The sequence below is a fragment of the Pseudomonas neuropathica genome (assembly GCF_051174785.1).
GTDB classification, from domain to species: domain Bacteria; phylum Pseudomonadota; class Gammaproteobacteria; order Pseudomonadales; family Pseudomonadaceae; genus Aquipseudomonas; species Aquipseudomonas neuropathica_A.
In genome coordinates this window covers 853,444-880,245 of the sequence record NZ_CP195111.1, presented here as the reverse complement: position 1 = coordinate 880,245, position 26,802 = coordinate 853,444, and the positions used below count along the sequence as shown (strand labels likewise).

Here is a 26,802-nt window from a genome sequence, read left to right as displayed (position 1 = left end):
CGCGCCTTACTCCACAAACAAAGTGGCAGGTTGTTCGATCAAGCCACGAATGGCTTGGATGAAGAGGGCTGCGTCCATGCCGTCGACCACGCGGTGATCGAACGAGCTGGAGAGGTTCATCATCTTGCGGATTACCACCTGGCCTTTGACGACCATCGGCCGTTCGACGATTTTGTTGACGCCGATGATCGCCACTTCCGGCAGGTTCAACACCGGCGTGCTGACGATGCCGCCCAGTGCACCGAGGCTGGTCAGGGTGATGGTCGAGCCGGACAACTCATCGCGGCTGGCCTTGCCATTGCGTGCGGCGTTGGCCAGACGCGAGATTTCCGTGGCGCTGTCCCACAGGCTGCGCGCTTCGGCGTGACGCACCACCGGCACCATCAGGCCAACATCGCTTTGCGTAGCGACGCCGACATGTACAGCGCCGAGGCGAGTGATGACCTGAGCTTCGTCGTCGTAACGGGCGTTCATCTGCGGGAAGTCGCGCAGGGCGACGACAAGAGCGCGGACGAGGAACGGCAGCAAGGTCAACTTGCCACGGCTGGCGCCGTGTTTTTCATTCAGGTGCGCACGCAGCTCTTCAATCGCGGTGACGTCAATTTCCTCAATGTAGCTGAAGTGTGCGGCGCGCTGGGTGGCGTCCTGCATACGCTGGGCGATCTTGCGGCGCATGCCGATGACTTGAATCTGTTCTTCGTCATTACGCTGGGCGTAAGCGGCAGCCACCGGCGCCGAGGCATTCGACTGACCTTGCGCCAGATAGGCTTCAAGGTCTTCGTGCAGCACACGACCGGCCGGGCCGGAACCGCGTACCAGACGCAACTGAATCCCCAGATCCAGCGCGTGTTTGCGTACGGCTGGGGAGGCCAGCGGGCGTTCGTCCGCTTCGCGAGCAACCATCGGGCCGTGGCAAACCGCAGCCGGACGCGGGGCGGCTGGAGCAGGTTTGCTCTCAACAACGGCCTCAACTTTTGGCGCGCCAGGCTCTTTCGTAACAACAGGAGCGGTGGACTCTTTCAAGTTACCGGCGCCTTCAACCTCAATGCTGATCAGCACACTGCCTACCGCCATCACTTCACCCGGCTGACCGCCGAGGGCAATCACCTTGCCATGCACAGGCGATGGAATATCGACCATCGCCTTGTCGGTCATCACGTCCGCCAGCACCTGGTCTTCAACGACCAGATCGCCAACCTTGACGTGCCACTGCGACAGTTCTACTTCTGCGATGCCTTCGCCGATGTCCGGCATCTTGATAACGTGCGTGCCCATTCAGACCTCCATGACCCGTTTCAACGCCGCGCCCACTCGGGACGGCCCTGGGAAATACGCCCACTCCTGCGCGTGCGGGTAGGGGGTGTCCCAACCGGTGACGCGTTCGATCGGCGCTTCCAGGTGATGGAAGCAATGCTCTTGCACCAGCGACACCAGTTCGGCGCCGAAACCGCAGGTGCGCGTGGCTTCGTGTACCACCACGCAACGGCCGGTTTTCTTCACCGACTTGACGATGGTTTCCAGATCCAGCGGCCACAGGCTGCGCAGGTCGATGACTTCGGCATCGACGCCGGATTCTTCGGCCGCGACTTGCGAGACATATACGGTGGTGCCGTAAGTCAGCACGGTCACGTCCTTGCCCGGACGGGTAATCGCAGCAACGTCCAGCGGCACGGTGTAGTAACCGTCCGGAACCTGGGCTTGCGGGTGTTTCGACCACGGCGTTACCGGGCGGTCGTGGTGACCGTCGAAAGGGCCGTTGTACAGGCGTTTCGGCTCAAGGAAGATCACCGGGTCATCGTTTTCGATGGAGGCGATCAGCAGGCCTTTGGCGTCATACGGGTTGGATGGCATGACGGTGCGCAGACCGCAGACTTGGGTGAACATCGCCTCGATGCTCTGGCTGTGGGTCTGCCCGCCATAGATGCCGCCGCCGCATGGCATGCGCAGGGTCATCGGCGCGGTGAACTCGCCGGCCGAGCGATAACGCAGGCGCGCCGCTTCGGAAATGATCTGGTCCGAGGCGGGGTAGACGTAGTCGGCGAACTGAATCTCGGCGACCGGACGCAGACCGTAAGCGCCCATACCGACGGCAACGCCGACGATGCCGCTTTCGGAGATCGGTGCGTCGAATACGCGGGAGGTGCCGTACTTGGTCTGCAGGCCTTCGGTGCAACGGAACACGCCGCCGAAGTAGCCAACGTCCTGACCGAACACGACGACGTTGTCATCACGCTCAAGCATCACATCCATGGCCGAGCGCAGGGCCTGGATCATGGTCATGGTGGTCGTGGTCATGGCGGTTTCCAACTGAATATTGTTGTTGTGATCGTTCATGTCAGATCCCTAACTGCTGACGCTGGCGCTTCAAGTGCTCCGGCATCTCTTTGTAGACGTCTTCGAACATGGTTGCGGCGCTTGGTATCTGGCCGCCGGCGAGGGTGCCGTACTGTTCGGCCTGTTTCTGCGCGGCAATCACTTCGGCTTCAAGCTCGGCGCTGACGGCGGCGTGCTCTTCTTCCGACCAGTGACCGACCTTGATAAGGTGCTGTTTCAGGCGGGCGATCGGGTCGCCGAGCGGGAAGTGGCTCCAGTCATCGGCCGGACGATATTTCGACGGATCGTCGGAGGTCGAGTGCGGGCCGGCGCGGTAGGTGACCCATTCGATCATGGTCGGGCCGAGATTGCGCCGGGCGCGTTCGGCAGCCCAGGCAGAGGCGGCGTAGACCGCGTAGAAGTCGTTGCCATCCACGCGCAGCGAAGCGATGCCGCAACCGACGCCGCGTCCGGCGAAGGTGGTGGCTTCACCACCGGCGATGGCCTGGAAGGTCGAAATCGCCCATTGGTTATTCACGACGTTGAGGATCACCGGCGCACGATAAACGTGAGCGAAGGTGAGGGCGGTGTGGAAGTCCGATTCGGCGGTAGCGCCGTCGCCGATCCACGCCGAGGCGATTTTGGTGTCGCCCTTGATCGCCGAGGCCATGCCCCAGCCCACGCCCTGAATGAACTGGGTCGCGAGGTTGCCGGAGATGGTGAAGAAACCCGCTTCCTTGACCGAATACATGATCGGCAACTGGCGGCCTTTGAGCGGATCGCGCTCGTTGGACAGCAGTTGACAGATCAGGTCGACCAAAGGCACTTCGCGGGCCATCAGGATGCTTTGCTGGCGGTAGGTCGGGAAGCACATGTCGTCGATGTTCAAGGCCAGTGCCTGAGCACTGCCGATGGCTTCTTCGCCGAGGCTCTGCATGTAGAACGACATTTTTTTCTGACGCTGGGCGACCACCATGCGGTTGTCGTAGATCCGCGTCTTGAGCATGGCGCGCATGCCTTTTCGCAGGATCTCGACCGGCACGTTTTCAGCCCAAGGGCCGAGAGCGTTGCCCTGATCGTCGAGCACGCGAATAAGCCCACGCGCCAGGTCGGCGGTGTCGGCAGGTTCTACATCGACGGGAGGTTTGCGCACCGTACCGGCATCGGTCAGATGCAGGTAGGAAAAATCGGTTTTGCAGCCTGGACGGCCCGAGGGTTCAGGGACGTGCAGGCGCAGCGGTTCGTACGCTTGGGTCATGGCTTCTACGCTCGATCTTGTGAATTTCTTGTAGTGAGCTGGCAGTCATTCTTCGGTAGAAGAAATCTTGTCCTACAACAATCATAGGCCCGGCCAAGAAGAATATTTATCTCTGTTTCGTTGCGCTGGAGATGATTTGCAGATAGAAATTCTGCATAAACATAAAAAACAGGTGGTTTTGTCTCATGCGCAAACTTGACCGTACCGACATTGGCATTCTCAACAGCCTTCAGGAGAATGCGCGCATTACCAATGCCGACCTGGCACGCTCGGTGAATCTGTCGCCGACGCCGTGCTTTAACCGGGTCAAGGCAATGGAGGAATTAGGGCTGATTCGCGAGCAGGTGACGTTGCTCGATGCCGACCTGCTGGGGCTGCACGTGAACGTGTTCATTCACGTCAGCCTGGAGAAGCAGGTCGAGGAAGCGCTGCAGCATTTTGAGGAGGCGATTTCCGATCGTCCGGAGGTGATGGAGTGCTACCTCATGGCCGGAGACCCGGATTACCTCATCCGGGTCCTGGTCCCTACCATTCAGTCGCTCGAACGCTTCATGATGGACTTCCTGACCAAAGTGCCGGGTGTGGCGAACATCCGTTCCAGCTTTGCGCTCAAGCAGGTTCGCTACAAGACTGCGTTGCCCTTGCCAGCGAACGGCCTGACGCTGGGTAACTGAAAGTCAGATGTAGTCATACCGGTAATCGAGCTCTGCCGTGAACAGTGTTTGCTGGACGGTATAGGTTTGTTCCCAGGGAGCGGGTTCATTCGCGGGATGAAAGACCAGCACGGTGTCGTTCATGTCCGGCGAACCTGCCTCGTTGGTAAACCCCGCAGTGCCAGAATGCTGATGCTTCCAGCGTTCCCACAACAAATCGAGGTAACAATGGTGCAGGAAAAATATTGGGTCATTGGGTGAGGAGGCTTGCGCCATCGTGCCGCCAATCCAGGCATGTACCGGATTGTGCAAAAGGCTTTCCGAAATGTTTTCCCAGCCGCTTGCTTCCATCCAGTAAGGCGTTCTGTTCAGGGTCGAAATAACATCCTGCGGGGTGGGCAGTGCGCCGCTTGCTCCCAGATCTCGACGAATGCCGATGTTGCCAATGCCCTCGTCCCAGACCCTGACATCGAATTGCGAATGTTCTCTGGAGAACGGGCCGCTGGTGACGCGCTGATCTTGCAGGCTGTCACCGTTTGAACCCATGAAGTCCGAGGTGAAGGGGTTGTCGGCGCCGGTCAGTTGCCAGTTCCAGTAGGGCAAAGTGATGCTCGGGTCATTGGTCGCTGATTGCAGGGCCAGTTCGAACTGGCGGATCAGAATTCGGTGCCATGGATAAAACAGGGGACTCATATGCGGATTGGGTGTCAGCAGATTGCCCCGGCCCATCGAATTTTTGTGGATCTGCACAAAGTCATCGTAGCGGCTTTGCTGTCCGGGTCGCAGTACGCTGTCGACGTTGTTTTTCAGCCTCAGGATGGCATCGATGAAGGCGGATTTCTGTTGCGCGGTCATGTCACGGTGATTACGACGGATATCCATATTGCGAAAACTCCATTGAATGTTTGCCCAATGGAGTCTGCTCGCTCAGAGAATTTTCACCAGTTCATCACTGTCGCCAGCGTTCGTAGGAAAAATAATCCGGCGACGCCCCGAGCGACTTTTTCCTATAGAGAATTGAGCGGAATCTTCAGGTACACCACACCGTTTTCCTCCGCCGGTGGCAGATTTCCCGCCCGCACATTCACCTGAATCGCCGGCAGCAGCAACGTCGGCATACCCAGCCCGGCATCACGTTTTGTACGCATCTCGACGAACGCGGCCTCATCAATCCCGTCATGCACATGAATATTGTTTTTGCGCTGCTCGCCGACGGTGGTCTGGCACTGCGACTCACGGCCCTCGGGCGGGTAATCGTGGCAAACGTAGAGTTTCACACTGGCGGGGAAGGCCAGCAGTTTGTGAATCGAGTTGAACAATTGGTGGGCATTGCCTCCGGGAAAGTCGCAACGCGCGGTGCCGACATCCGGCATGAACAACGTATCGCCCACCAGAATCTGCTCGCCATCGATCAAATAGGCCATGTCCGCCGGGGTATGACCGGGGACGTGCAGGGCGGTGGCCTTGAGGTTGCCGATGCGGAACGATTCGTTCGGCGCAAACAGGTGATCGAACTGCGAGCCATCAACGCAGAACTCCGGCTCCAGATTGAACAGCGCCTTGAACACGTTCTGCACTTTGCTGATCGATTCGCCAATGGCGATTTTCCCGCCCAGTTCCCGCCGCAGATACGGCGCGGCAGACAGGTGATCGGCGTGGGCGTGGGTTTCCAGCAGCCACTGCACTTGCAGGTTGTGGGCGCGAACGAAGGCGATGATTTTGTCGGCCTGGGCGGTGCAGGTGCGCCCGGCGGCGCCGTCGTAATCGAGCACCGGATCGACGATTGCACATTGCCCGCCGTCGGCTTCATAGACCACATAGCTGTAGGTCGAGGAGGCGGGGTCGAGGAAAGCTTCAATCTGCGCGGGCATGGACACCAACCTGAACGAGGAAAATGGGTTGCAACACTTTATCTAAAAACATAATGTTCGCAGCTTAAGTGACCTTGAAGGCATCGTGCAAATGCAATCCAGTCTGACCGAATGTGAAGTCGCCCAACTGCGCGCTTCGGCCTCCAAGGCCTGCGCGCTGCTCAAGGCTATGGCCAATGAGGATCGCCTGCTGATCCTCTGTCAACTGACTCAGGGCGAACGCAACGTTGGCGAACTGGAAAAGATGACCGGCGTGCGCCAGCCGACGCTGTCCCAGCAACTGGGCATCCTGCGCGATGAAGGTCTGGTCGCGACCCGTCGTGAAGGCAAGTACATTTTTTATGGGCTCGCCAGTCCGGAAGTCATTCAGGTGATGAAAACTCTCTCCGGGTTGTATTGCGGAGCCGTGCTGAAAAGTCTGGGCCATCAATAAATGCCAGCCATGGCACTGGTTCAATGTGGGATTTGTGGTTTGGCTCGAACAATCCTTGCGTGCAGCAAAAGGAACAAGCAATGAACGATCAACACTGGGGCCCATCCATCAGTGCAGACATCGTGGTTATCGGCGGTGGTACGGCCGGTATCGGTTTTGTCGCCAGTCTGCTCAAGCGTGATCCGAGCCTGAACATCACGGTCATCGAGTCGAGCACTCACCATTACTACCAACCGGCGTGGACGCTGGTCGGCGGTGGCGCTTACGACGTGAAAGACACGGTCAGGCCGATGGCCAAAGTACTGCCGCGCCAAGCCACTTGGATACAAGCCGCCGTCACTGGCATCGATCCCGACAAAAAACAACTCACCCTCAACGACGAGCGCACGGTCAGCTACCAGAACCTGATCGTCTGCCCCGGCCTGCGTCTGGCCTGGGAGAAGATCGAAGGCTTGCAGGAAAGCCTCGGCCAGCACGGCGTCACCTCTAATTACAGCTACCAGCACGCGCAGTACACCTGGGATCAGGTGCAGAAACTGCGCGGCGGCAAAGCGCTGTTCACTCAACCGGCGATGCCGATCAAATGCGCCGGCGCGCCGCAAAAAGCGCTGTATCTGTCTTGCGATCACTGGCTTAAAAGGGGTGTGCTGGACACCATCAATGTCGAATTCAACCTGGCCGGCGCCGCCCTGTTCGGTGTGGCGACGTTTGTTCCGCCGTTGATGAAGTACATCGAAAAATACAACGCACAGTTGGCGTTCAATTCGAATCTGGTCAAGGTCGACGGCCCGGCGAAAACCGCGTGGTTCGAAGTCAAAGATGCTGGCGGCAATATAAGCCTCGAAGCGAAAACGTTCGATCTGCTGCACGTGGTGCCGCCGCAGGTTTCGCCGGATTTCATCGCCCAAAGCCCGTTGGCCGACGCCGCCGGCTGGTGTGAAGTCAATCCGCACAGCCTGCAGCATCCGCGTTTTCCCGAGGTATTCGCACTCGGCGATATCTGCGGCACCAGCAACGCGAAAACCGCCGCAGCGGTGCGCAAGCAAGTGGTGGTGGTCGCGGAAAACCTGCTGGCGCTGCGCAAGCAACAACCACTGCCACTGAAGTACGACGGTTATGGTTCCTGCCCGCTGACCGTGGAGAAGGGCAAGGTGATACTTGCCGAGTTCGGTTACGCCGGTAAGTTGCTACCGACCTTCCCTATGGACCCGACCGTGGCGCGGCGTTCGGCGTGGTTTCTCAAGGCGACGCTGCTGCCGTGGTTCTACTGGAATGGCATGCTCAAGGGCCGCGAGTGGCTGACTGGTCTGTCAAAGGTCGACTGAGAAAACCCTATGTTGCTGGCAAGTCTGTTTGGCATGGTGATGGGGTTGATCCTCGGTTTGACCGGGGCCGGAGGCGGGATTCTGGCGGTGCCGGCGCTGGTGCTCGGCCTTGGCTGGACGATGACGCAAGCGGCGCCAGTGGCGCTGTTTGCGGTCGGCAGTGCGGCGGCGGTCGGGGCTATCGACGGTTTGCGTCATGGTCTGGTGCGCTATCGCGCGGCGTTGTTGATTGCGGCGTTGGGGGCGGTGTTTTCGCCGTTGGGTATTTACTTCGCGCACCAGTTGCCGGAGAAAATCTTGATGATCCTGTTCAGTCTGCTGATGGTCATGGTGGCCTGGCGCATGCTGCGTCGCGAGCGTCAGCAGGAGGGGCCGAGCGACCATGGTCACGCCAGTTGGGGTCAGAAGAATTGCATGCTCAACGAGGAAACCGGACGCTTCGACTGGACTGCCAAATGCACCGCGACGTTGGCGGCACTGGGCGCCATTACCGGAGTGGTGTCTGGTTTGCTAGGCGTCGGTGGCGGCTTCTTGATCGTGCCGGCGTTCAAGCAACTGACCGATGTGCAGATGCGCGGGATTGTTGCCACGTCGTTGATGGTGATCAGTCTGATTTCGGCAATCGGGGTGATCGGCTCGTTTCACGCCGGTGTGCGGATTGATGCGCAGGGTGGGGCGTTCATCGTCGCCAGCATTGTCGGCATGATCATCGGGCGCAAGCTCTGTGCGCGGGTGCCGGCGCGGGCGTTGCAGGTGGGGTTTGCCAGCGTGTGCCTGGTGGTGGCGGGGTATATGTTGTTGCGGGCTTGAGTATTGGAAGATCAAAAGATCGTCCGATCGCGGCCCGAGCCTTCGGCAGCTCCTACAGGGATTGCGTTTCCCTGTAGGAGCTGTCGAGTGAAACGAGGCTGCGATCTTTCAGGTTGTTACAACACCAGATGCGGCAACCACAGCGAAAGTGCCGGCACGTAAGTCACCAGCATCAACACCAGGAACAGCACGGCATAGAACGGCAGCAACGCTTTAACAGTGCTTTCAATACTCACTTTGCCCACCGCTGACCCGACAAACAGCACCGCACCTACCGGCGGCGTTATCAATCCGATCCCCAGGTTCACCAGCATGATCATGCCAAACTGCACCGGATCGACGCCGATGCCGAGAATCACCGGCATCAGGATCGGCGTGAGGATCAGGATCAGCGGCGCCATGTCCATCACCGTGCCGAGCAACAGCAGCATGACGTTGATACACATCAGGATCACGTAGCGGTTGTCCGACAGGGTCAGAAACGCCGTGGTGATCTTCGCCGGAATTTGCATCAGGGTCATGATGTAGCCGAAGCTCGCGGCGAAACCGATCAGGATCATCACGATCGAAATCGTCCGCACCGTGCGGTGCATCAGTTTCGGCAGTTCGCTCCACTTGTAGTCGCGGTAGATGAACATGGTCACGAAGAACGACCACAGCACCGCGATGGCCGCCGATTCGGTCGCGGTGAAGATGCCGGACAGGATGCCGCCGAGGATGATCACCATCGCCATCAGGCCCCAGAGGGCTTCGCCGACGATTTTCAATGCCTGGCGCATCGGGATCACTTCACCCTTGGGATAGTCGCGTTTTCTCGCGAAAATCAGGCATAGCACCATCAGGCAGGCGCTCATCAGCAAGCCCGGCACGATGCCCGCCATGAACAGCGAGGCAATCGAAACCGTGCCACCGGCGGCGAGGGAGTAAAGCACCGAGTTATGGCTGGGCGGGGTCAGCAGGGCTTGCACCGAACCGCTTACAGTCACGGCGGTGGAGAAATCCCGTGGATAGCCCTTGCGTTCCATTTCCGGAATCAGCACCGAACCCACCGACGCGGTGTCGGCCACCGAGGAGCCGGAGATCGCGCCGAAAAAGGTCGAGGCGACAATGTTGACCAGTGACAGGCCACCGCGGACAAAACCCACCAGTACCCCGGCACACGCCACCAAGCGACGGGACATGCCGCCCTCGGCCATGATCGCACCGGCCAGCACGAAGAACGGAATGGCCAGCAGCGAGAATTTGTTCACCCCCGAGGCGACCTGAATCATCACCGCCTGGAACGGAATGTCGATCCACCATGCACCGATCAGCGCGGCGGCGCCCAGCGCGTAGGCGACCGGCATGCCGATCAGGATCAAAGCGATAAAACTGCCTAGCAGTATCAGAGCGTCCATTAAGCGGCACCTTCACTTTCTTCAACCAGGTCGAACTGCACCACGCGCCGTTTGCTCTGGTCACCGAGCAAGAGTTTTTCCAGCACGAAAATAAGCGTCAGCAAGCCGCCCACGGGAATTGGCAGATAGGTCACGCCAACGCGCAGATCGGGCAGGGCTGCCATGAACTGGTTCCAGGTGGACATGCACAGCTTGGCGCCCCAGATCGTCATGAAGATGCAGATCGCCGCCATCAGCAGTTGGGAAAAAATCGCCGCCGCGGATCTCACGTGCGGAGGCATGCGATCGGTGAGCATGGCCACGGCCATGTGCGCGCCGGCGCGGTAACTGGCGGCGGCGCCGATGAAGGTAAACACCATCATCAGCAGGATCGCCGTGGGCTCGGGCCAGCTCGAACCGGTACCCAGCACGTAGCGGGCGAACACGCCCCAGGGAATCATCAGGGAAATCGCCAGGACGGAAAGACCGGCGACCCAGATGCACGTCATGTAGATCTTGTCGTTGATACGCAGCAGTAGATTCTTCATCGGGTTCCACCGTAACCGGGCGCGCCGCAGTCATCGGGCGCACCGGGCCTTGTTCATGAGGACGGAGCGGGAGGCGTTACTGAACGGCTTCGATTTTCTTGATCAGGTCGGCATACTTCGCGCCGTACTTTTCCCGCACCGGTGCGGTGGCGTCGTAGAAGGGTTTCTTGTCGACCTGGATGAACTCGACGCCGGCGGCCTTGAGTTTTTCTTCACTGGCAGCGGACTTCTTGTCCCACAGCACACGCTCTTCGGCCTGGGCAGTCTTGGCGGCAGTCTTGACCAGCGCCTGCTGATCCGGGGTCAGTTTTTCCCAGGTGATTTTCGACATCACGATCGGCTCTGGCAGAATCAGGTGACCGGTCAGGCTGTAGTACTTCGCATTCTGGAAGTGGTTGTGTTCGAGCAGGGTTGGCGGGTTGTTTTCCGCGCCGTCGATCACGCCGGTCTGCAGGGCACTGAAGATCTCGCCGGTATCCATCGCGATGCCGTTGCCGCCCATGGCGTTCATCATGTCGATGAACATCGGGTTGCCTTGCACGCGGATTTTCATGCCCTTGAGGTCTTCGAGCTTGCGTACCGGTTTCTTGGTGTAGACGTTGCGCGTGCCGCCGTCCATCCAGGCCAGGGCCACCAGGCCGAATTCGGAGTTGGTGATTTTGTCGAGGATCTCGTCGCCCACTGCGCCGTCGATGACGTTACGCATGTGTTGGTGATCGCGGAAGATGAACGGCATGTTGAACACGTTCACGTCCGGAACCACGGGGCCGACGATACCCAGGCTGACGCGAGACAGCTGTACGGCGCCGACTTGCATCTGCTCGATGACTTCTTTTTCGGAGCCCAGCACACCGCCGGGGAAGTATTGGAAGGTCAGTTCGCCGTTGGTCTCCTTGGTCAGCGTCTTGCCCATGTTTTCTTCGGCCACCACGGTGGGATAACCGGCGGGGTGAATGTCAGCGAATTTGAGTTGCAGTGCCTGAGCGGCGCCAGTGAAGGTAAACATCAGCGGGAGTGCAGCGGCCAGCAAGGTGCGTTTGAAGTTCATGGGGGTGAGTCTCCAGTCTTGTTATTTTTGTGTTCAAGGCGCAGCGGTGCAGCAGAAGCGGGTATTACAGGGAACTGTCGAACAGCGGCTCCGGCAGGCCTTTGACGTTGGGGTTGAGGGCGAACACGCCACCGGCCAGGGATTGCGGATCGTGGTCGTCGCCGGGACGAATCGAGGTGACGAACAGGGTGTCCATGGCGCTACCGCCGAAGGCACACATGGTCGGTTTTTTCACCGGCACCTCCAGTGAGAAATCAAGACGACCGTCCGGGGCAAAGCGGTGGATGAGGCCGGCATCGTTGGCGCAGATCCAGTAGCAACCCTCGGCATCCACAGCAGCACCGTCGGGACGTCCGGGAAAATGGTTCATGTCGACGAATACGCGGCGGTTCGACGGTGTGCCGGTCTCGGTGTCGTAATCGAACGCCCAGATCAGTTGCACATCGGGGTGCGAATCGGACAGGTACATCGTCTTGCCGTCGGGGCTGAAGCCGAGGCCGTTGGGCACGATAAAACTGTCGAGCTGCGCTTCGATCACGCCAGACTGCCCGGCACCGTAGCGGTAGAGCCGGCCTTCGGGCGCACTCAGGCCCATGTTCAGCACCATGCTGCCGGCCCAGAAGCGGCCCTGACGGTCGCAGCGACCATCGTTGAGACGCATGTCTTTGCGGCCGTGCTCGACGCTGGCAAGCAGTTGGTTGTCGAGGCTGCCGTCGCTGTGCGGATGCAGATGAAAGAAGCCGCTTTCCATCCCGGCAACCCAGCCGCCACGGCTGTGGCGGGCGATGCAGGCAAGCATCTCAGGGGTTTTCCAGGCATGCACATGGCCGGTCTCGGCGCTCCAGCGTCGCAGCCCGCCGTTGGCAATATCCACCCAGTACAGCGCGTTTTCCTCTGCCACCCAGACCGGGCTTTCGCCCACGGCGTTGCGGGCATCGACGATCAATTCGGCTTGCATACTCATTCCTTTGCGTCGTTGTCAGGGTGATCAGTCGCCGAACGGTCCGGCCGCGACAAACGCGCCGCCCTGATAGATCCGCGCCGGGTCATCAGCGACCGGCATTGGCTGCGCTTCGACCTTTTCGCGGAACACTTCGGAGCTGTCTTTTGCCTCGAAGCCGAGGTGGCTGGCGAATTTGTTGTCCCACCAGACGTCCTTGTTGGCGGACATGCCATAGACCACGGTGTGGCCGACGTTCGGCGTGTACAGCGCGCGTTCGAGCAGTTGCGTGAGGTCATCGAAGCTCAGCCAGGTGTGCATCATTCGACGGTTCTGCGGCTCGGGGAACGAGGAGCCGATGCGGATGCTGACAGTCTCGATGCCGTAGCGATCGAAGTAGAAACTGGCCATGTCTTCGCCGTAGGACTTGGACAAGCCGTAGTAACCGTCGGGGCGGCGGGCGGAGCTGGCGTCGAGCGGTTCGTCCTGTTTGTAGAAGCCGATGACGTGGTTGGAACTGGCGAAGATCACTCGCTTGACGCCATGCCGACGCGCGGCTTCGTAGATGTGGAAGACACCGCAGATGTTGGCGCCGAGGATTTCTTCGAATGGGCGCTCCACGGAGACGCCGCCGAAATGCAGGATCGCATCGACGCCTTCGACCAGTTGATGCACGGCGTGTTTGTCGGCCAGATCGCAGAGGACGATTTCTTCGCGGTCATCGACAGCCGGGGCGAGGGCGGCAATGTCTGACAGGCGCAGGACATTGGTATAAGGGCGCATACGTTCGCGCAAAACTTTGCCCAGGCCACCGGCAGCGCCGGTCAGCAGCAGACGGTTGAACGGAGCACGGGGAGTAGAGGTAGACGTCATGGCAATCCCTTACACGTTGTTATTAGGGTTGTTGTAGGTTGTCGTATGACTGCGCTGAAGTATCGGTAGGGTTTCCGGAACTTGTCAACGCGACTTTTGGTGTAGATGACGGAAGGCCTAATCCAGTCTTAACCACCCCCAATTGCCTGTTTGGCAATGCAACTCCCCTGTGGGAGTGAGCTTGCTCGCGAAAGCGGTGTGTCATTGAAAGATGAATTGACTGACCCGACGCCTTCGCGAGCAAGCTCGCTCCCACAGGGAAACTCGGTGTGGCGACTGGCATTACAACAACGAAATCGGGTAACTGATAAAGATCCGGTTCTCGTCAAACTCGTTGGTGCTGAAGTCCCGGCGAATCGTCGCGTTGCGCCATTTCACGTTGAGATTTTTCAGTGGCCCGCTCTGCACGGTGTAGGCCAGCTCCGACTCACGGCCCCATTCCTTGCCGTCAGTGATCGTCCCGGTATGCACGTTATCGCCGCTGATGTAGCGGTTCATCAGGGTCAGACCGGGAACGCCGAGAGCTACGAAGTTGTAGTCATGGCGCAGCTGCCATGAGCGCTCTTGGGCGTTGTCGTAACTTGCGTTGTAACTGTCGTTGGCCAAGGTACCGCCGCTGGTGCCGTTGACCCGCATCCACGCGTCGTCGCCGCTGAGCTTTTGCAGGCCGACATAGAAGGTGTTGCCGCCGTAGCGGGCCGACAGCAGGGCGAACGCGGTCTTGTTGTCGAGGTCGCCAGCCTGGGCGCTGCCGTCTTCCTTGCCGGTAAAGAAACCGAGGTTGGCGCCCAGCGTCCAGTCGCCCAACGGCTGGCTATGGCTGAGGTTGAAATACTGCTGCTGGTAGATGTCGCTGAGTTCGGCGTACCAGACGCCGACCAGGGTGCGCTTGCCGTTGAAGCTGTACTCGCCGCCACCGAAGTTGAAACGATCAGAGGTGAACGCGCCGCGGCCGTTCATCGACATGTCTTCCATGCTCGCGTCGTTGCGCGGGCTGTTGCCGCGGAACTGGCCGCCGTAGACGGTCAAGCCATTGATCTCGGTGGAAGTGATCTGGCCGCCACGAAAGGTCTGCGGCAGCGAGCGGCCATCGTCAGAGCGCAGGATCGGCAGCACCGGCATCCATTCGCCGACCTTCAGTTCAGTCTTCGATACCTTGGCTTTCAGCGCCACGCCGAGCCGTCCAAAATTGTCCGCCGGGCGTCCGTCATCGTGGATCGGCAACAGCTGCGTGCCGCCCGTGCCTTTGCCGCCATCGAGCTTCTGCGAATACATTCCCAGCAGATCAAGGCCGAAACCGACGGTGCCCTGAGTGAAACCGGATTTGGCATCGAGGATGAAGTTTTGCGTCCACTCCTCAGCCTTGCCCTGCGGGTAGGCCGGATTGACGAAGTTGCGGTTGAAGTAGGCGTTGCGCAGGTTCAGCGTGGCTTTGCTGTCTTCGAGAAAACCTTCGGCATCGGCGCTCATCGGCAAGGCCAAGGCCAGGCTGCTGCAACCGATCAGGCCGAGGGTGGAACGCGGGCGAAGCGTGGTCAGGCGGGAAGGGCGGACGGAATTGCGGACGAGTGTGCTCACTGTGACGCTCCCTGTTTCGTTTGTTGTTTTTATTATTTGTCATACGTCGTCGTACAACATGGTTGCGGATATTTCCTAGGTTTTCCGGGAATGTCAACAGCAAGTTGTGCGATGACTTCCTGCCATCACCCAGATCCCTTGTGGGAGCGAGCTTGCTCGCGAATGCGGACTTTCATCCGACGATGTTGTCGACGGACACACCGCATTCGCGAGCAAGCTCGCTCCCACAGGGGAAAAGTGTGTTAACCGTGAATTTGCGGCAAACTTCACCCACCTTCGACACAAGGTCTTGCAATGGATCAATACGCCCCGCGCAACTGGCAGCCCCACGAAAAGCCCAGTCTGCCCGGTTCCCCCTCGACGCCGTTGCACTCCCCCCCCAAACGCCTGGCCTATGCGCTGGTGGGTGTGCTGGTGGCGGTGACCGGTGGTCTGGGCAACTCGCTGGTGGTCGCCAATCTGCCTTATCTGCAAGGCGCACTCGGTGCGACCACGGCGGAAATGGCCTGGCTGCCGGCGGCGTACGTGATGACCAACGTGTCGATGAACCTGCTGCTGGTGAAATTTCGCCAGCAATTTGGTTTGCGCGCGTTCACCGAGGTGTTTCTGGTGCTGTATGCGCTGGTGACCTTCGGCCATCTGTTCGTCAATGATCTGAACTCGGCGGTGGCGGTGCGGGCGGCGCACGGCATGGTCGGCGCAGCGCTGAGTTCGCTGGGTCTGTATTACATGGTTCAGGCGTTCCCGGCGAAGTGGCGGATGAAAGCGCTGGTGCTCGGCCTCGGCACCTCACAACTGGCCTTGCCATTGGCGCGATTATTCTCCGAAGACTTGCTGCAGATCGCCGAATGGCGGGGTTTGTACCTGTTCGAATTGGGTATGGCGCTGCTGTCGCTGGGCTGCGTGTTGATGCTCAAGTTGCCGCCCGGCGACCGCTTCAAGACCTTCGAAAAGCTCGACTTTCTAACCTTCGCCATTCTCGCCACGGGCGTGGCGTTGTTGTGCGCGGTGTTGTCGCTGGGACGGATCGATTGGTGGCTGGAGGCCAACTGGATCGGCTATGCACTGGCCGCCTCGATTGCCTTGATCCTCGCCGGTCTGGCCATCGAACATAACCGCAGCAACCCGCTGCTGATGACCCGCTGGCTGGGCAGTGGAACGATGATCCGCCTGGCGCTGGCGGTGACCCTGATTCGCATGGTCACCTCGGAGCAGTCCACCGGTGCGGTCGGTTTCATGCAGAACCTGAACATGGGCTATGAGCAGTTGCACAGCCTGTACGTGGTGATGCTGATCGGCAGTGTCGCCGGGTTGTTGACCAGCGCACTGACCATCGACCCCAAACACCTGCTGATGCCGTTGATCATCTCGCTGGGCCTGATGGCTACCGGGTCGGTGATGGACAGTTTTTCCAACAACCTGACGCGCCCGGAAAACCTCTATTTCAGTCAATTCCTGCTGGCCTTCGGCAGCACGTTTTTCCTCGGCCCGACCATGGTTTTCGGTACTCGTAACGTGCTGACCAATCCGCGTAATCTGGTGAGCTTTTCCGTGCTGTTCGGGATCTGCAACAACCTCGGTGGCCTGCTTGGCGCAGCGCTTCTGGGCACCTTCCAGATTGTCCGGGAAAAATTTCATTCCAGTCACATCGTTGAGCACCTGACGCTGTCTGACCCCTTGGTGGCTGCGCGCGTGCAGAGCGGCGGCTCGGCGTATGGCTCGTTGCTGGCCGACCCGAGTCTGCGCAACCTGGCGGGGATTCGCAGCCTGGCCAACGCCGCCACCCGTGAAGCCAACGTGCTGGCCTATAACGATGTGTTCATGCTGATCGCCGTGATTGCGGTGCTGACCATGATCTGGCTGTCCATTCGTGCGCTGTGGCTGATGAGCACCACCAAAGCCGTCGCCCCTGCGCCATCCACACCTTCGAGCGGTGCCACTTCTTCATGACCGAACCGACCACCACGACCACCAATGCCATTGCCGCCACGCCTGAAGGTGTGGCGCCGCCGTCATCACCGAACACCGAGCCGCGCTCGCTGCGGGTGCGGATCATTTCTTCGCTGGGCTTCGCGGCGATTGCCATCGTCGGCGTGCTGATCGTGCTCTATGCCTGGCAATTACCGCCGTTCAGCAGTGCGGTCGAGACCACCGAAAACGCCTTGGTGCGCGGGCAGGTGACGATCATCGGCCCGCAACTCGCCGGTTATGTGTATGAAGTGCCGGTGCAGGATTTCCAGTACGTGAAGGCCGGGGATTTGCTGGTGCGCCTGGATGACCGTATCTATCAGCAGCGCCTCGACCAGTCGCTGGCGCAACTGGCGGTACAGAAAGCCGCATTGGCCAATGTGGTGCAGCAACGCAACAGCGCCGAGGCGACGATCAAATTGCGTCAGGCCGTACAGGCCGACAGCGAAGCGCAGTTGCGCAAAAGCGAGGCCGATCTGCGCCGTAACCAGGAATTGGTACGCGACGGTTCGGTGTCCAAGCGTGAGATGGATGTAGCACTGGCGGCGAATGCGCAAAGTGTTGCGGGGGTGGCGCAGGCCAAAGCCAATCTGGAAATCGCCCGCCAAGATCTGCAAACGGTGATCGTCAATCGTGGCTCGCTGGAAGCGGCGGTGGCCAGCGCCGAAGCGGCGGTGCAACTGGCGCGGATCGATCTGTCGAACACCCGCATCGTTGCCCCGCGTGACGGTCAGCTCGGGCAGATCGGCGTGCGTCTCGGCGCCTACGTCAACTCCGGGGCGCAGTTGATGGCGTTGGTGCCGAACCAGAAATGGGTGATCGCCAACATGAAGGAAACCCAGATGGACAATGTGCGTGTCGGGCAACCGGTGCGCTTCACCGTCGATGCGCTGAACCACCGCAAATTCACCGGGCATGTGCAGCATATTTCCCCGGGGACGGGGTCGGAATTTGCCTTGTTGCAGGCGGATAACGCGACCGGCAACTTCGTCAAAATTGCTCAGCGGGTGCCGGTGCGAATCACCATCGATCCGGATCAGCAGGAAGAAGAGCGGTTGCGGCCGGGGATGTCGGTGGTGGTCAGCATCGACACCGCAGCGGGCGACACCCAGCCCCACTGACACAATGCATAACCCTGTGGGAGCGAGCTTGCTCGCGAAAGCGATGTATCAGTGACATTTCTTTATCTGACACAGCGCCTTCGCGAGCAAGCTCGCTCCCACAGTTGAACGGTGTTTATCTAGCAATCATCGGGGGCAGGGTACCGAGTAGCGAGACCGCCGCCACGGCGCCAATGCCGAGCAGCCACTCCAGCAACACACTGCGCCTGAGCGCGCCCATCCGCTGTTCGCAATCATCAATGCGCAAGCGATTGAACAGCGCCAATCCGAGCATGGCCAACACCAGCAGCGCCTTGATCAACAGAATCAACGCAAACCCGCTGAACAGCGGCGTCGGCCACCATTGGCCGGTCAGCACACGCACATTGATCAACCCGGTGATCAGCAACCCCGCGACCAAGGCATAACCGACTCCGCTGAAGCGCCGCAAAATTTCACGCATCGGCTCCGTCGGCTGACGCAGAATCTGCACCAGCAACAACAACCCGCCGAGCCACGCGGCCACGCAGGTCAGATGAACGATCTGGTTGAGAATCAGCAATTGCCCGCTCACGCCATCAAGCATGGCGCCATGCCCAACCGGTGCGAGGGTCGCCAACAGCAAAGCGCTCAAGCCCAGTCGCAACGGCATGCTTGAACGCCAAGGTGTCAACAACAGCGCCAACAGCGCGGCATTGATCAGCAGATGCCAACGCCACACCTGACCAAAAAACGTATGACCCAGCACCAGCGCAACCGTGTCCGGATCAAACGCCGCAGCAGTCGAACCGGCCATGCTCGCGGTGATCAACAACGCCCAGGCAATTCCGCTGAGCAGTGCCACAGCAGCCAGCCAACGCGCCAGTCGTGCCAGGTGCCGGTCCACTTGCAGCGCTTCATCCTTGAGGAGCACCGGCCTGAACAGCCAGGCTCCGAACAGCAACAACACCACGCTGAAATGCACAAAACGGCACAGCACCAGCGCTTCACTCATGAATTACTGACCCACCTTGAACTGATAAGCACCTTCGCTTTTGTGCGTGTCGACCGACACCGCGTGCCATTCGACTTTGTACTCGCCGGCGGTCAGCGGAGCGGCGGGAGTGACGATCAGGGTTTTCTTGTCGCCTTCGGTGGTCAGTGGCTTGACCGCGACCGGTGCGCCATCCTTGGTCACGGTAACTTTGGTGAAACTGGCTTCAACACCCTCGGAAAAGGTCAGGCGCAAATCGGCGGGAGCAGCGACGGTGCTGTCGGCGGCCGGGGTCTGGCTTTTCAGGTGGGCGTGGGCGAATACGGAAGATGCGGCGAACAGCGAAGCGAGCAGGGCAGTGGTGGTCAGGACGTTCTTGAACAGCATCGCGAATACCTCTGAGGCAGGAGTGAAGAGGCGTCAGTTTAGCCATCCGCTCACGCCAGTACGAAGTTTTGTTTACAGCGGTCGCCCGCGGACCAGAGCGGATGCTAGTCTTGGGCAACGCTGTTGTCAGGGAGCCCTCATGGGCAATCACAAGATCGAGATTCGTCGCAGTAACGTCGAGAAAATCCTCCTGGCGGCGGAAAAAGTCTTCGCCGAAAAAGGCTTCGGCGGCACGGCCATGGCCGACATCGCCGCCGAGGTGCAACTGCCGCGTTCCAACCTGCATTACTACTTCAGTACCAAGAGCGAGCTGTACAGCGCGGTGCTGTTCGACCTGCTGGAAGTGTGGAAACAGGACGCGCTGTGCTTCGAGATGTTCGACGATCCGCGTGTGGTGCTGAGCAGCTACATCCGCGCCAAGATGAACCACTCGCGCAGTCGCCCGTACGGCTCGAAAGTCTGGGCCAACGAAATCATCCACGGCGCGCCGACGCTGGGCGAGGCGCTGGATGTCAGCCTGTATGACTGGGCGAAGATGAAGGAAGCGAAGATTCGCCAGTGGGTCGAGGACAAGCGGATTTTGCCGGTGGAGCCGTCGAGTTTGCTGTACATGATCTGGGCGTCGACTCAGCACTATGCTGACTTTGATCATCAGGTGAATATTCTGAATGAACATCAGCCGTTGTCGGATATGCAGTTTGAGCGGGCGGTGCAGACGGTGACGAGTGTGATCTTGCGTGGGATCGGGTTGGAGCCCTGAAGCAAAAGCTGACCCTCACCCCAGCCCTCTCCCAGAGGGAGAGGGGGCCGACCGAGGTGTCTTGTGAGGTACATCGACCTGAAAGACCGGGTCGATTATGGATTCAAAGCAAATCGTTCACGTCGGTGGATTTCTGAAGCATCCCCCAATCAGTCCCCTCTCCCTATGGGAGAGGGTTAGGGTGAGGGGGCTGTTGGATCAGTCGGTGATCTAGACCGCAACGTGATACGGATTCCGCGGATCATGATTCCAGTCCAGAAACGGCTTCCCAGTCTCCATCGGCACCATCTCGATGCAATCCGCCACCGGACAAGTGATCTGGCACAAGTTGCAACCCACACACTCCTCATCAATCACTTCATATTTATGCGTCCCGTCCGCCTGCTTCAGACTGCCGATCGCCTGGTGTGAAGTGTCCTCGCAAGCAATGTGGCAACGTCCGCAACCAATGCACGCCTCCTGATCAATCTTCGCGATCACCTGATAATTGATATCGAGGTACTTCCAGTCCGTGGTATTGCCCACCGCACGCCCGGAAAACTCGCTGATGCTGGCGTAACCCTGACTGTCCATCCACCGCGACAGCCCATCCTTCATTTCCTCGACAATACGAAAGCCATGCAGCATCGCCGCCGTGCACACCTGCACCGCACCGCTGCCCAGCGCCATGAATTCTGCGGCATCGCGCCAACTGCTGATGCCGCCAATCCCGCAGATCGGCAAGCCTTGAGTCTCTGGATCGCGGGCAATCTCCGCAACCATGTTCAGCGCAATCGGCTTCACCGCCGAGCCACAGTAACCACCGTGGGTGCTTTTGCTGCCGACGGTGGGCAGGGCGACCATGTGCTCCAGATCGACGCTGGTGATCGAGTTGATCGTATTGATCAGCGACACCGCGTCCGCACCACCGCGATGGGCGGCGCGGGCGGCGACACGGATGTCGGTGATGTTCGGCGTCAGTTTGACGATCACCGGTAGCGAGCAATAGGTTTTGCACCAGCGCGTGACCTGTTCGACATACTCCGGCACCTGACCGACCGCCGCGCCCATGCCACGTTCGGGCATGCCGTGCGGGCAGCCGAAATTCAGCTCGATACCGTCAGCACCCGTGGCTTCGACCAGCGGCAGGATGTGTTTCCACGATTCCTCGACGCACGGCACCATCAGCGAAACGATCAATGCGCGATCCGGCCAGTCCTTCTTCACCTGAGTGATTTCGCGCAGGTTGATCTCCAGCGAACGGTCGGTGATCAGCTCGATATTGTTGATGCCCAACACTTCACGGTTATTGCCGTAATGCGCTGAGTAACGCGATGAAACGTTGACCGCCGCCGGATCCTCACCGAGGGTTTTCCAGACCACGCCGCCCCAGCCCGCTTCAAAAGCGCGGACGACGTTGTAGGCTTTGTCGGTCGGTGGCGCGGAGGCCAGCCAGAAAGGATTCGGCGCTTTGATGCCAGCGAAGACAATCGACAGATCGGCCATTTACGCAGCCTCCACGTTAAGCATCAGTTGAGCGTTGATCGCCTCGGCGGCGCGTTTGCCGTGCTGCACGGCTTGCACGGTGAGGTCTTGATCGAGGCTGGTGCAGTCACCGCCGGCATACACGCCGGGGATGCTGGTGCGCAGGTTTTCATCGACGTAGATGCGTTCGCCCTGACGCTTGAGTTCTCGGGCCAGCGGGTCGGCGAGGGCACTGCCGTCGAAGGCCTGGCCGATGGCTTTGAAGATCGCGTCAGCAGCCAGCTCGAAAGTTTCGCCGGTGGTTTGCAGGCGTCCTTCGACCAGATCGGTGCGGGCGAAACGCATGCCGCGCACATGGCCCTGAGCATCGAGCAGCACCTCTTCCGGTTGCGCCCAGGTCAGCAGGCGTACCTGATTGGCTTTGGCGATGTCTTGTTCATGACTGGTGGCGCCCATGTCGGCGGCGCCACGGCGATACACCAGATTGACGTCGCGAGCACCGAGGCGGGCCATTTGCACGGCCATGTCGATCGCGGTGTTACCGGCGCCGAGGACGATGCAGCGTTCGGCCAGCGGCAGTTGCGTGAGGTCATCGGCCTGGCGCAATTCGCGGATGTAATCGGTGGCGGCAAGCAGGCCCGGGGCATCTTCGTGAGGCAGGCCGAGTTGCTTGCTGGCGTTGAGACCGAGGCCGAGGAACACCGCGTCGAACTGTTGATGCAGTTCGCTGAGGGTCAGATTCTCGCCCAGCTTCTGCCCATGACGAATCTCGATGCCGCCGATCTGCAGGAGGAAATCCAGTTCCTTCTGCGCGTAATCGTCGACCAGTTTGTATTTGGCGATCCCGTATTCATTGAGGCCGCCAGCCTTCTCCCGTGCTTCGAAAATCACCACGTCGTGGCCGTGCATGGCGCTGCGATGGGCACAGGACAAACCGGCCGGCCCGGCGCCGACCACGGCAATGCGTTTGCCGGTGGTAGCGGCGCGCTGGAACGGGTGCTCGCTGAAGTGTGCATTGTCGACGGCGTAGCGTTGCAGCAGACCGATCAGCACCGGCGCGCATTCGTGAGCGTTGTTGCGCACGCAGGCTTGCTGACAGAGGATTTCGGTTGGACAGACTCGTGCGCAACTGCCGCCAAGGATGTTCGCCGAGAGAATTTTCTGCGCCGCGCCGGGCACGTTGTCTTGATGGATGTTACGGATGAACGACGGAATATCGATCTCGCTCGGGCAGGCATTCACGCACGGCGCGTCGTAGCAATACAGGCAGCGCGAGGCTTCCAGATGCGCCTGCCGGTCATTGAGCGGCGGCGCCAGATCGGTGAAATGCCCGGCGAGGGCGGCCGCGCTTTCGTGCGGATGGGGGAGGTGGTTCAGGGTCTCGATCACGGTTTATGGCCTCACGGTTATTTGAGGTGCTGCCTCTGATGGGCATTGGTTTTTGTGTTGCCTGGACTGGCCTCTTCGCGAGCAGGCTCGCTCCCACAGGGGAATGCATTTCAAATGTGGGAGCGAGCTTGCTCGCGAAGGCCGAAGGCCTGGATTTCAGCGTTTCACAGCAACTGGCTTATGTTGCTCAGCCCGTTTGCTCAGCAAATCAAACACCGCCGGATACGCCGGCCGCTCGATATACCGCCCGGCACCGCGCTCGGCGCGCAGGTCGCCGTCGGCCCAGACCACCCGGCCCTGGCTGACGGTATGGCTGGGCACGCCGCGCACGGTCTTGCCTTCGAAGATGTTGAAGTCCACCTGCTGATGGTGGGTCTTGGCGGAAATGGTCCGGGTGCCTTGCGGATCCCACAGCACCAGATCGGCATCGGCACCGACGCGAATCGCGCCTTTACGCGGATAGAGATTGAAGATCTTCGCGGTGTTGGTGGAGGTGAGGGCGACGAAATCCTGCATCGACAAACGACCACTGTTGACGCCTTCGTCCCACAACACCGCCATGCGATCTTCGATGCCGGCGGTGCCATTGGGAATCTTGCTGAAGTCATCGCGCCCGGCGGCTTTTTGCTCGGCGCAGAAGCAGCAGTGGTCAGTCGCGGTGGTGTGCAGATTGCCGTTTTGCAATCCGTGCCACAGCGCCTCTTGATGACCACGCGGACGGAACGGCGGGCTCATCACGTAACCGGCAGCGGTCTGCCAGTCCGGGTGTTGATAGACGCTGTCGTCGAGCAGCAAATGCCCGGCCAGCACTTCGCCGTACACCGGTTGGCCCTTGCTGCGCGCATAGGTGATTTCGTCGAGGGCTTCCTTGGTCGAGACGTGCACCAGGTACAACGGCGTGCCAATGGTTTCAGCGATACGAATCGCTCGGCTCGCCGCCTCACCTTCAACCTGCGACGGCCGCGACAGCGGATGCGCTTCCGGCCCGGTGATGCCCTGGGCCATCAACTTGCGTTGCAGGTGATAGACCAGTTCGCCGTTTTCCGCATGCACGGTCGGCACCGCACCGAGTTCCAGGCAGCGCTCGAAACTCGCCACCAGCGTGTCGTCGGCGGCCATGATCGCATTCTTGTAAGCCATGAAATGCTTGAAGCTGTTGATGCCGTGATGGCTGACCAGCTCGGCCATTTCCTCACGCACCTGCTCGCTCCACCAGGTGATCGCGACGTGGAAGCCATAGTCGGATGCGGATTTTTCCGCCCAGCCGCGCCACTGATGAAAGGCTTCCATCAGCGACTGCTGCGGATTGGGAATCACGAAATCAATGATCGACGTGGTGCCGCCGGCCAGACCCGCCGCCGTGCCACTGTAAAAGTCCTCACTGGCCACAGTGCCCATGAACGGTAGTTGCATGTGGGTGTGCGGATCGATGCCGCCGGGCATCAGGTATTGGCCACTGCCGTCGAGGACTTCGGCGCCGGCGGGAATATCAAGGTTTTCACCGATGGCTTTGATCACGCCGTCGGCGCAATAGACGTCGGCGCGATAACTTTCATCATGGGTAACAACGGTGGCGCCACGGATCAACAGAGACATTCCGAGTTCCTCGCAGGCATTGACCGACTTGTGCCGGTTCTAGATGTTTTATTGATGTACGGCGTTGCAAGGTGTATTCCTGTCAGCGCTGTCAGGAATAGAAACTAGTCGCAGATTTGCAATAGAGCAAGATTATTTTTTATAAGCTTATGACTGTTTTAAGTGTATGAAAAATATAGAAAAAAAATGAAAATCACCAAAATGGTGAGGTCGTTCACCATTTTGACGCACTTGACAGGATGGAAATATGAGCAAGATTTCCTATGTGAAATCAGCCGCTTGAAGTTGAGCTGCGGTTGCTCGCTCACGATGAAAATAAATGCAGTGCACCAGATTGAGTCCTGTCTGTTCGGACAACTTGCCAGGTGTTTAGCCTGAACACCCAGACAAGTTTCCGCGAACTCCTCCGGTGAATAATTAAAACTGATAAATATCAGAAAGTTGCAAAGCGTTTGAAACACTGGCCGATGCGCAAGCGGGTCACCCGGCACGTTTATTGATGCCGCCGCTGACACCATGGCCGGTGCACGAAAGTTGTCAGTTCCTCCGGCCATCGTCCGGCTCGCACCCTCGTGTGCAAGCCGCCTGATGAGCAAAAAAATAATCAGAAGAACAGTGGAGCGGCCATGCAACAGAACAGATCGCAAGTGACCGAGCGCGACGGCTTGTTCGAACTCGAAGCCGGTAGCGACGTCCTCGACAGTCCCCGTTACAACCACGACATGGCACCGACCAAGGTGCGCGAACGAACCTGGAACAAATGGCACATCACCGCGCTGTGGGTCGGCATGTCGATCTGCGTGCCGACCTACACCCTCGGCGGCGTGCTCACCGCTTACTTTGGCTTGACCGTTGGTGAAGCGTTGCTGGCGATTCTGTTCGCCAACGTCATCGTGCTGATTCCGCTTACGCTCAACGCCTTTCCCGGCACCAAGTACGGCATCCCGTTTCCGGTGTTGCTGCGCTCATCGTTCGGCATTCTCGGTTCCAACGTGCCGTGTCTGATTCGCGCACTGGTGGCGTGTGGCTGGTTCGGTATTCAAACGATGTTCGGCGGGCTGGCGATTCACCTGTTTCTCGGCTCGGTGTTCGAGGACTGGAAATCCCTCGGCGGAACGGGGGAGGTGATCGGTTTCATGATCTTCTGGGCGCTGAATCTGTGGGTGGTGATTCGTGGCGCCGAGTCGATCAAGTGGCTGGAAACCTTATCGGCGCCGTTGCTGGTAGCGGTCGGCATTGGCCTGCTGGTGTGGGCCATGCCCAATGTCTCGATGACCGAACTGCTGGCGATTCCAGCGAAACGTCCGGAAGGCGCCAGCGTGGTGAGTTACTTCGCTGCCGGGCTGACGGCGATGGTCGGTTTCTGGGCGACGTTGTCGCTGAACATTCCCGACTTCAGCCGTTATGCCAAGAGCCAGAAGGATCAGATCCTCGGGCAGATTTTCGGCCTGCCGCTGACGATGTTTTTGTTTGCATCGCTGGGCGTGATCATGACTGCCGCGTCGGTGAAACTGGTCGGTGTGAGCGTCTCCGATCCGGTCACTCTGATCGGGCATATTCAGAGCCCGGTGTGGGTGGCGGTGGCGATGGCGTTGATCATCATCGCCACGCTGTCGACCAACACCGCCGCGAACATCGTCTCGCCGACCAACGACTTTCAGAACATCGCGCCTAAAGTGATCAACCGCACCAAAGCGGTGTTGCTGACCGGGTTGGTCGGGCTGTTGTTGATGGGCCATGAGCTGCTGAAAAAACTCGGTTTGATTGTCTCCGATGTCAGCCTGGAAACCGTGTATTCCAATTGGCTGCTGGGTTATTCGAGCCTGCTCGGGCCGATCGCCGGGATCATGGTGGTGGACTATTTCCTGATCAAGAAACAGCAATTGGACCTGGCCGGGTTGTACCGCGATGACGTCTATCCGGCGTGGAACTGGGCCGGGTTTCTCGCGTTCGGGGTGCCGGTGGTGCTGACCTTGTTGTCGCTGGGTAGCGATGCGTTCAGCTGGTTCTACAGCTATGGCTGGTTCACCGGCTCGGCGCTGGGCGGGATTATTTATTACGGGTTGTGCGTGATGCGCGCTAGTCCGTCAGTAGTGAAATCTGCGGTGTAGCGTATGGCCCTTTCGCGAGCAGGCTCGC

The 26,802-nt window shown here is 59.5% G+C and carries 24 protein-coding genes; 8 read left to right on the top strand and 16 right to left on the bottom strand.

Annotated elements, in window-relative coordinates; translation table 11 throughout:
• Positions 1 to 6: 6 nt before the first annotated feature.
• Genes ACRRSD_RS04000 through ACRRSD_RS03990 form a run of 3 tightly spaced genes read right to left on the bottom strand, consistent with a single transcriptional unit; the run spans position 7 to position 3,571 of the window.
• A complete protein-coding gene (locus tag ACRRSD_RS04000; RefSeq protein WP_435037205.1) occupies positions 7 to 1,275 on the bottom strand; it encodes a dihydrolipoamide acetyltransferase family protein in 1,269 nt (422 codons plus the stop codon).
• Positions 1,276 to 2,334 carry an alpha-ketoacid dehydrogenase subunit beta gene (locus tag ACRRSD_RS03995; RefSeq protein WP_003224000.1) on the bottom strand — a complete coding sequence of 353 codons (1,059 nt, stop codon included), beginning with the start codon at positions 2,332 to 2,334 and terminating at the stop codon, positions 1,276 to 1,278.
• Position 2,335: 1 nt separating this feature from the next.
• Complete coding sequence (locus ACRRSD_RS03990; RefSeq protein ID WP_435037204.1) at positions 2,336 to 3,571, bottom strand: 3-methyl-2-oxobutanoate dehydrogenase (2-methylpropanoyl-transferring) subunit alpha; 1,236 nt, start codon at positions 3,569 to 3,571, stop codon at positions 2,336 to 2,338.
• Between the two features lie 185 nt (positions 3,572 to 3,756).
• Between ACRRSD_RS03990 and bkdR the strand changes: the two genes are divergently transcribed.
• Positions 3,757 to 4,245 (top strand): Bkd operon transcriptional regulator BkdR, encoded by a 489-nt coding sequence (gene bkdR / locus ACRRSD_RS03985; RefSeq protein ID WP_007915088.1) that lies wholly within the window; start codon positions 3,757 to 3,759, stop codon positions 4,243 to 4,245.
• A gap of 3 nt (positions 4,246 to 4,248) precedes the next feature.
• On the opposite strand, the gene ACRRSD_RS03980 is transcribed toward bkdR, so the two are convergent.
• Together ACRRSD_RS03980 and ACRRSD_RS03975 are read right to left on the bottom strand one after the other, a co-directional pair.
• Positions 4,249 to 5,106 carry a tyrosinase family protein gene (locus ACRRSD_RS03980; protein WP_435037203.1) on the bottom strand — a complete coding sequence of 286 codons (858 nt, stop codon included), beginning with the start codon at positions 5,104 to 5,106 and terminating at the stop codon, positions 4,249 to 4,251.
• 125 nt (positions 5,107 to 5,231) lie between these two features.
• Positions 5,232 to 6,095: an MBL fold metallo-hydrolase gene (locus tag ACRRSD_RS03975; protein WP_435037202.1), complete on the bottom strand. Its 864-nt coding sequence runs from the start codon at positions 6,093 to 6,095 to the stop codon at positions 5,232 to 5,234.
• A gap of 91 nt (positions 6,096 to 6,186) precedes the next feature.
• On the opposite strand from ACRRSD_RS03975, the gene ACRRSD_RS03970 reads away from it, so the two are divergent.
• From ACRRSD_RS03970 to ACRRSD_RS03960, 3 genes are all read left to right on the top strand, one after another.
• Positions 6,187 to 6,528 (top strand): ArsR/SmtB family transcription factor, encoded by a 342-nt coding sequence (locus tag ACRRSD_RS03970; protein WP_007915092.1) that lies wholly within the window; start codon positions 6,187 to 6,189, stop codon positions 6,526 to 6,528.
• 80 nt (positions 6,529 to 6,608) lie between these two features.
• On the top strand, positions 6,609 to 7,853 hold the full coding sequence (locus tag ACRRSD_RS03965; RefSeq protein WP_435037201.1) for an FAD-dependent oxidoreductase: 1,245 nt from the start codon (positions 6,609 to 6,611) through the stop codon (positions 7,851 to 7,853).
• Positions 7,854 to 7,862: 9 nt separating this feature from the next.
• Positions 7,863 to 8,663, top strand: coding sequence for a sulfite exporter TauE/SafE family protein (locus tag ACRRSD_RS03960; protein ID WP_435037200.1), 801 nt, complete (start codon positions 7,863 to 7,865; stop codon positions 8,661 to 8,663).
• Positions 8,664 to 8,779: 116 nt separating this feature from the next.
• Here the strand turns inward: ACRRSD_RS03960 and ACRRSD_RS03955 are convergent, their stop codons facing one another.
• The 6 genes from ACRRSD_RS03955 to ACRRSD_RS03930 all read right to left on the bottom strand — a co-directional run bounded on the left by ACRRSD_RS03955 (position 8,780) and on the right by ACRRSD_RS03930 (position 15,026).
• Positions 8,780 to 10,060 (bottom strand): TRAP transporter large permease, encoded by a 1,281-nt coding sequence (locus ACRRSD_RS03955; protein ID WP_127928758.1) that lies wholly within the window; start codon positions 10,058 to 10,060, stop codon positions 8,780 to 8,782.
• Positions 10,060 to 10,587, bottom strand: coding sequence for a TRAP transporter small permease (locus tag ACRRSD_RS03950; RefSeq protein ID WP_102899272.1), 528 nt, complete (start codon positions 10,585 to 10,587; stop codon positions 10,060 to 10,062). The genes ACRRSD_RS03955 and ACRRSD_RS03950 overlap by 1 nt, the downstream gene beginning before the upstream one ends.
• Before the next feature lie 76 nt (positions 10,588 to 10,663).
• Positions 10,664 to 11,635 (bottom strand): TRAP transporter substrate-binding protein, encoded by a 972-nt coding sequence (locus tag ACRRSD_RS03945; protein WP_435037199.1) that lies wholly within the window; start codon positions 11,633 to 11,635, stop codon positions 10,664 to 10,666.
• A gap of 64 nt (positions 11,636 to 11,699) precedes the next feature.
• Entirely contained in the window at positions 11,700 to 12,593 is an 894-nt protein-coding gene (locus ACRRSD_RS03940; RefSeq protein WP_435037198.1) for an SMP-30/gluconolactonase/LRE family protein, read from the bottom strand.
• 30 nt (positions 12,594 to 12,623) lie between these two features.
• Entirely contained in the window at positions 12,624 to 13,448 is an 825-nt protein-coding gene (locus ACRRSD_RS03935; RefSeq protein WP_435037197.1) for an NAD-dependent epimerase/dehydratase family protein, read from the bottom strand.
• A 282-nt stretch (positions 13,449 to 13,730) separates the two neighbouring features.
• Positions 13,731 to 15,026: an OprD family porin gene (locus ACRRSD_RS03930; RefSeq protein WP_435037196.1), complete on the bottom strand. Its 1,296-nt coding sequence runs from the start codon at positions 15,024 to 15,026 to the stop codon at positions 13,731 to 13,733.
• Positions 15,027 to 15,320: 294 nt separating this feature from the next.
• On the opposite strand from ACRRSD_RS03930, the gene ACRRSD_RS03925 reads away from it, so the two are divergent.
• Positions 15,321 to 16,976, top strand: a complete 1,656-nt coding sequence (locus ACRRSD_RS03925; protein ID WP_435037195.1) for an MFS transporter — start codon at positions 15,321 to 15,323, stop codon at positions 16,974 to 16,976.
• The gene (locus ACRRSD_RS03920) at positions 16,973 to 18,115 is read left to right on the top strand and encodes an HlyD family secretion protein (RefSeq protein WP_102899266.1); all 1,143 of its coding nucleotides are present in this window, start codon (positions 16,973 to 16,975) and stop codon (positions 18,113 to 18,115) included. The genes ACRRSD_RS03925 and ACRRSD_RS03920 overlap by 4 nt, the downstream gene beginning before the upstream one ends.
• Before the next feature lie 115 nt (positions 18,116 to 18,230).
• Here the strand turns inward: ACRRSD_RS03920 and copD are convergent, their stop codons facing one another.
• Complete coding sequence (gene copD, locus ACRRSD_RS03915) at positions 18,231 to 19,088, bottom strand: copper homeostasis membrane protein CopD (protein ID WP_435037194.1); 858 nt, start codon at positions 19,086 to 19,088, stop codon at positions 18,231 to 18,233.
• Positions 19,089 to 19,091: 3 nt separating this feature from the next.
• A complete protein-coding gene (gene copC / locus ACRRSD_RS03910; protein WP_007950238.1) occupies positions 19,092 to 19,454 on the bottom strand; it encodes a copper homeostasis periplasmic binding protein CopC in 363 nt (120 codons plus the stop codon).
• 139 nt (positions 19,455 to 19,593) lie between these two features.
• Here copC and ACRRSD_RS03905 point away from each other — a divergent pair, with 139 nt between their 5' ends.
• Positions 19,594 to 20,214, top strand: coding sequence for a TetR/AcrR family transcriptional regulator (locus ACRRSD_RS03905; RefSeq protein ID WP_038365564.1), 621 nt, complete (start codon positions 19,594 to 19,596; stop codon positions 20,212 to 20,214).
• Positions 20,215 to 20,424: 210 nt separating this feature from the next.
• Here ACRRSD_RS03905 and preA read toward each other — a convergent pair whose 3' ends face one another.
• The 3 genes from preA to hydA all read right to left on the bottom strand — a co-directional run bounded on the left by preA (position 20,425) and on the right by hydA (position 24,663).
• Positions 20,425 to 21,699, bottom strand: coding sequence for an NAD-dependent dihydropyrimidine dehydrogenase subunit PreA (preA, locus tag ACRRSD_RS03900; protein ID WP_435037193.1), 1,275 nt, complete (start codon positions 21,697 to 21,699; stop codon positions 20,425 to 20,427).
• Positions 21,700 to 23,067, bottom strand: a complete 1,368-nt coding sequence (locus ACRRSD_RS03895) for an NAD(P)-dependent oxidoreductase (RefSeq protein ID WP_435037192.1) — start codon at positions 23,065 to 23,067, stop codon at positions 21,700 to 21,702. It lies immediately after the preceding gene.
• A gap of 156 nt (positions 23,068 to 23,223) precedes the next feature.
• Positions 23,224 to 24,663 carry a dihydropyrimidinase gene (gene hydA / locus ACRRSD_RS03890; protein ID WP_122843432.1) on the bottom strand — a complete coding sequence of 480 codons (1,440 nt, stop codon included), beginning with the start codon at positions 24,661 to 24,663 and terminating at the stop codon, positions 23,224 to 23,226.
• 626 nt (positions 24,664 to 25,289) lie between these two features.
• Here hydA and ACRRSD_RS03885 point away from each other — a divergent pair.
• Positions 25,290 to 26,774 (top strand): NCS1 family nucleobase:cation symporter-1, encoded by a 1,485-nt coding sequence (locus tag ACRRSD_RS03885; protein WP_435037191.1) that lies wholly within the window; start codon positions 25,290 to 25,292, stop codon positions 26,772 to 26,774.
• Positions 26,775 to 26,802: the final 28 nt, after the last annotated feature.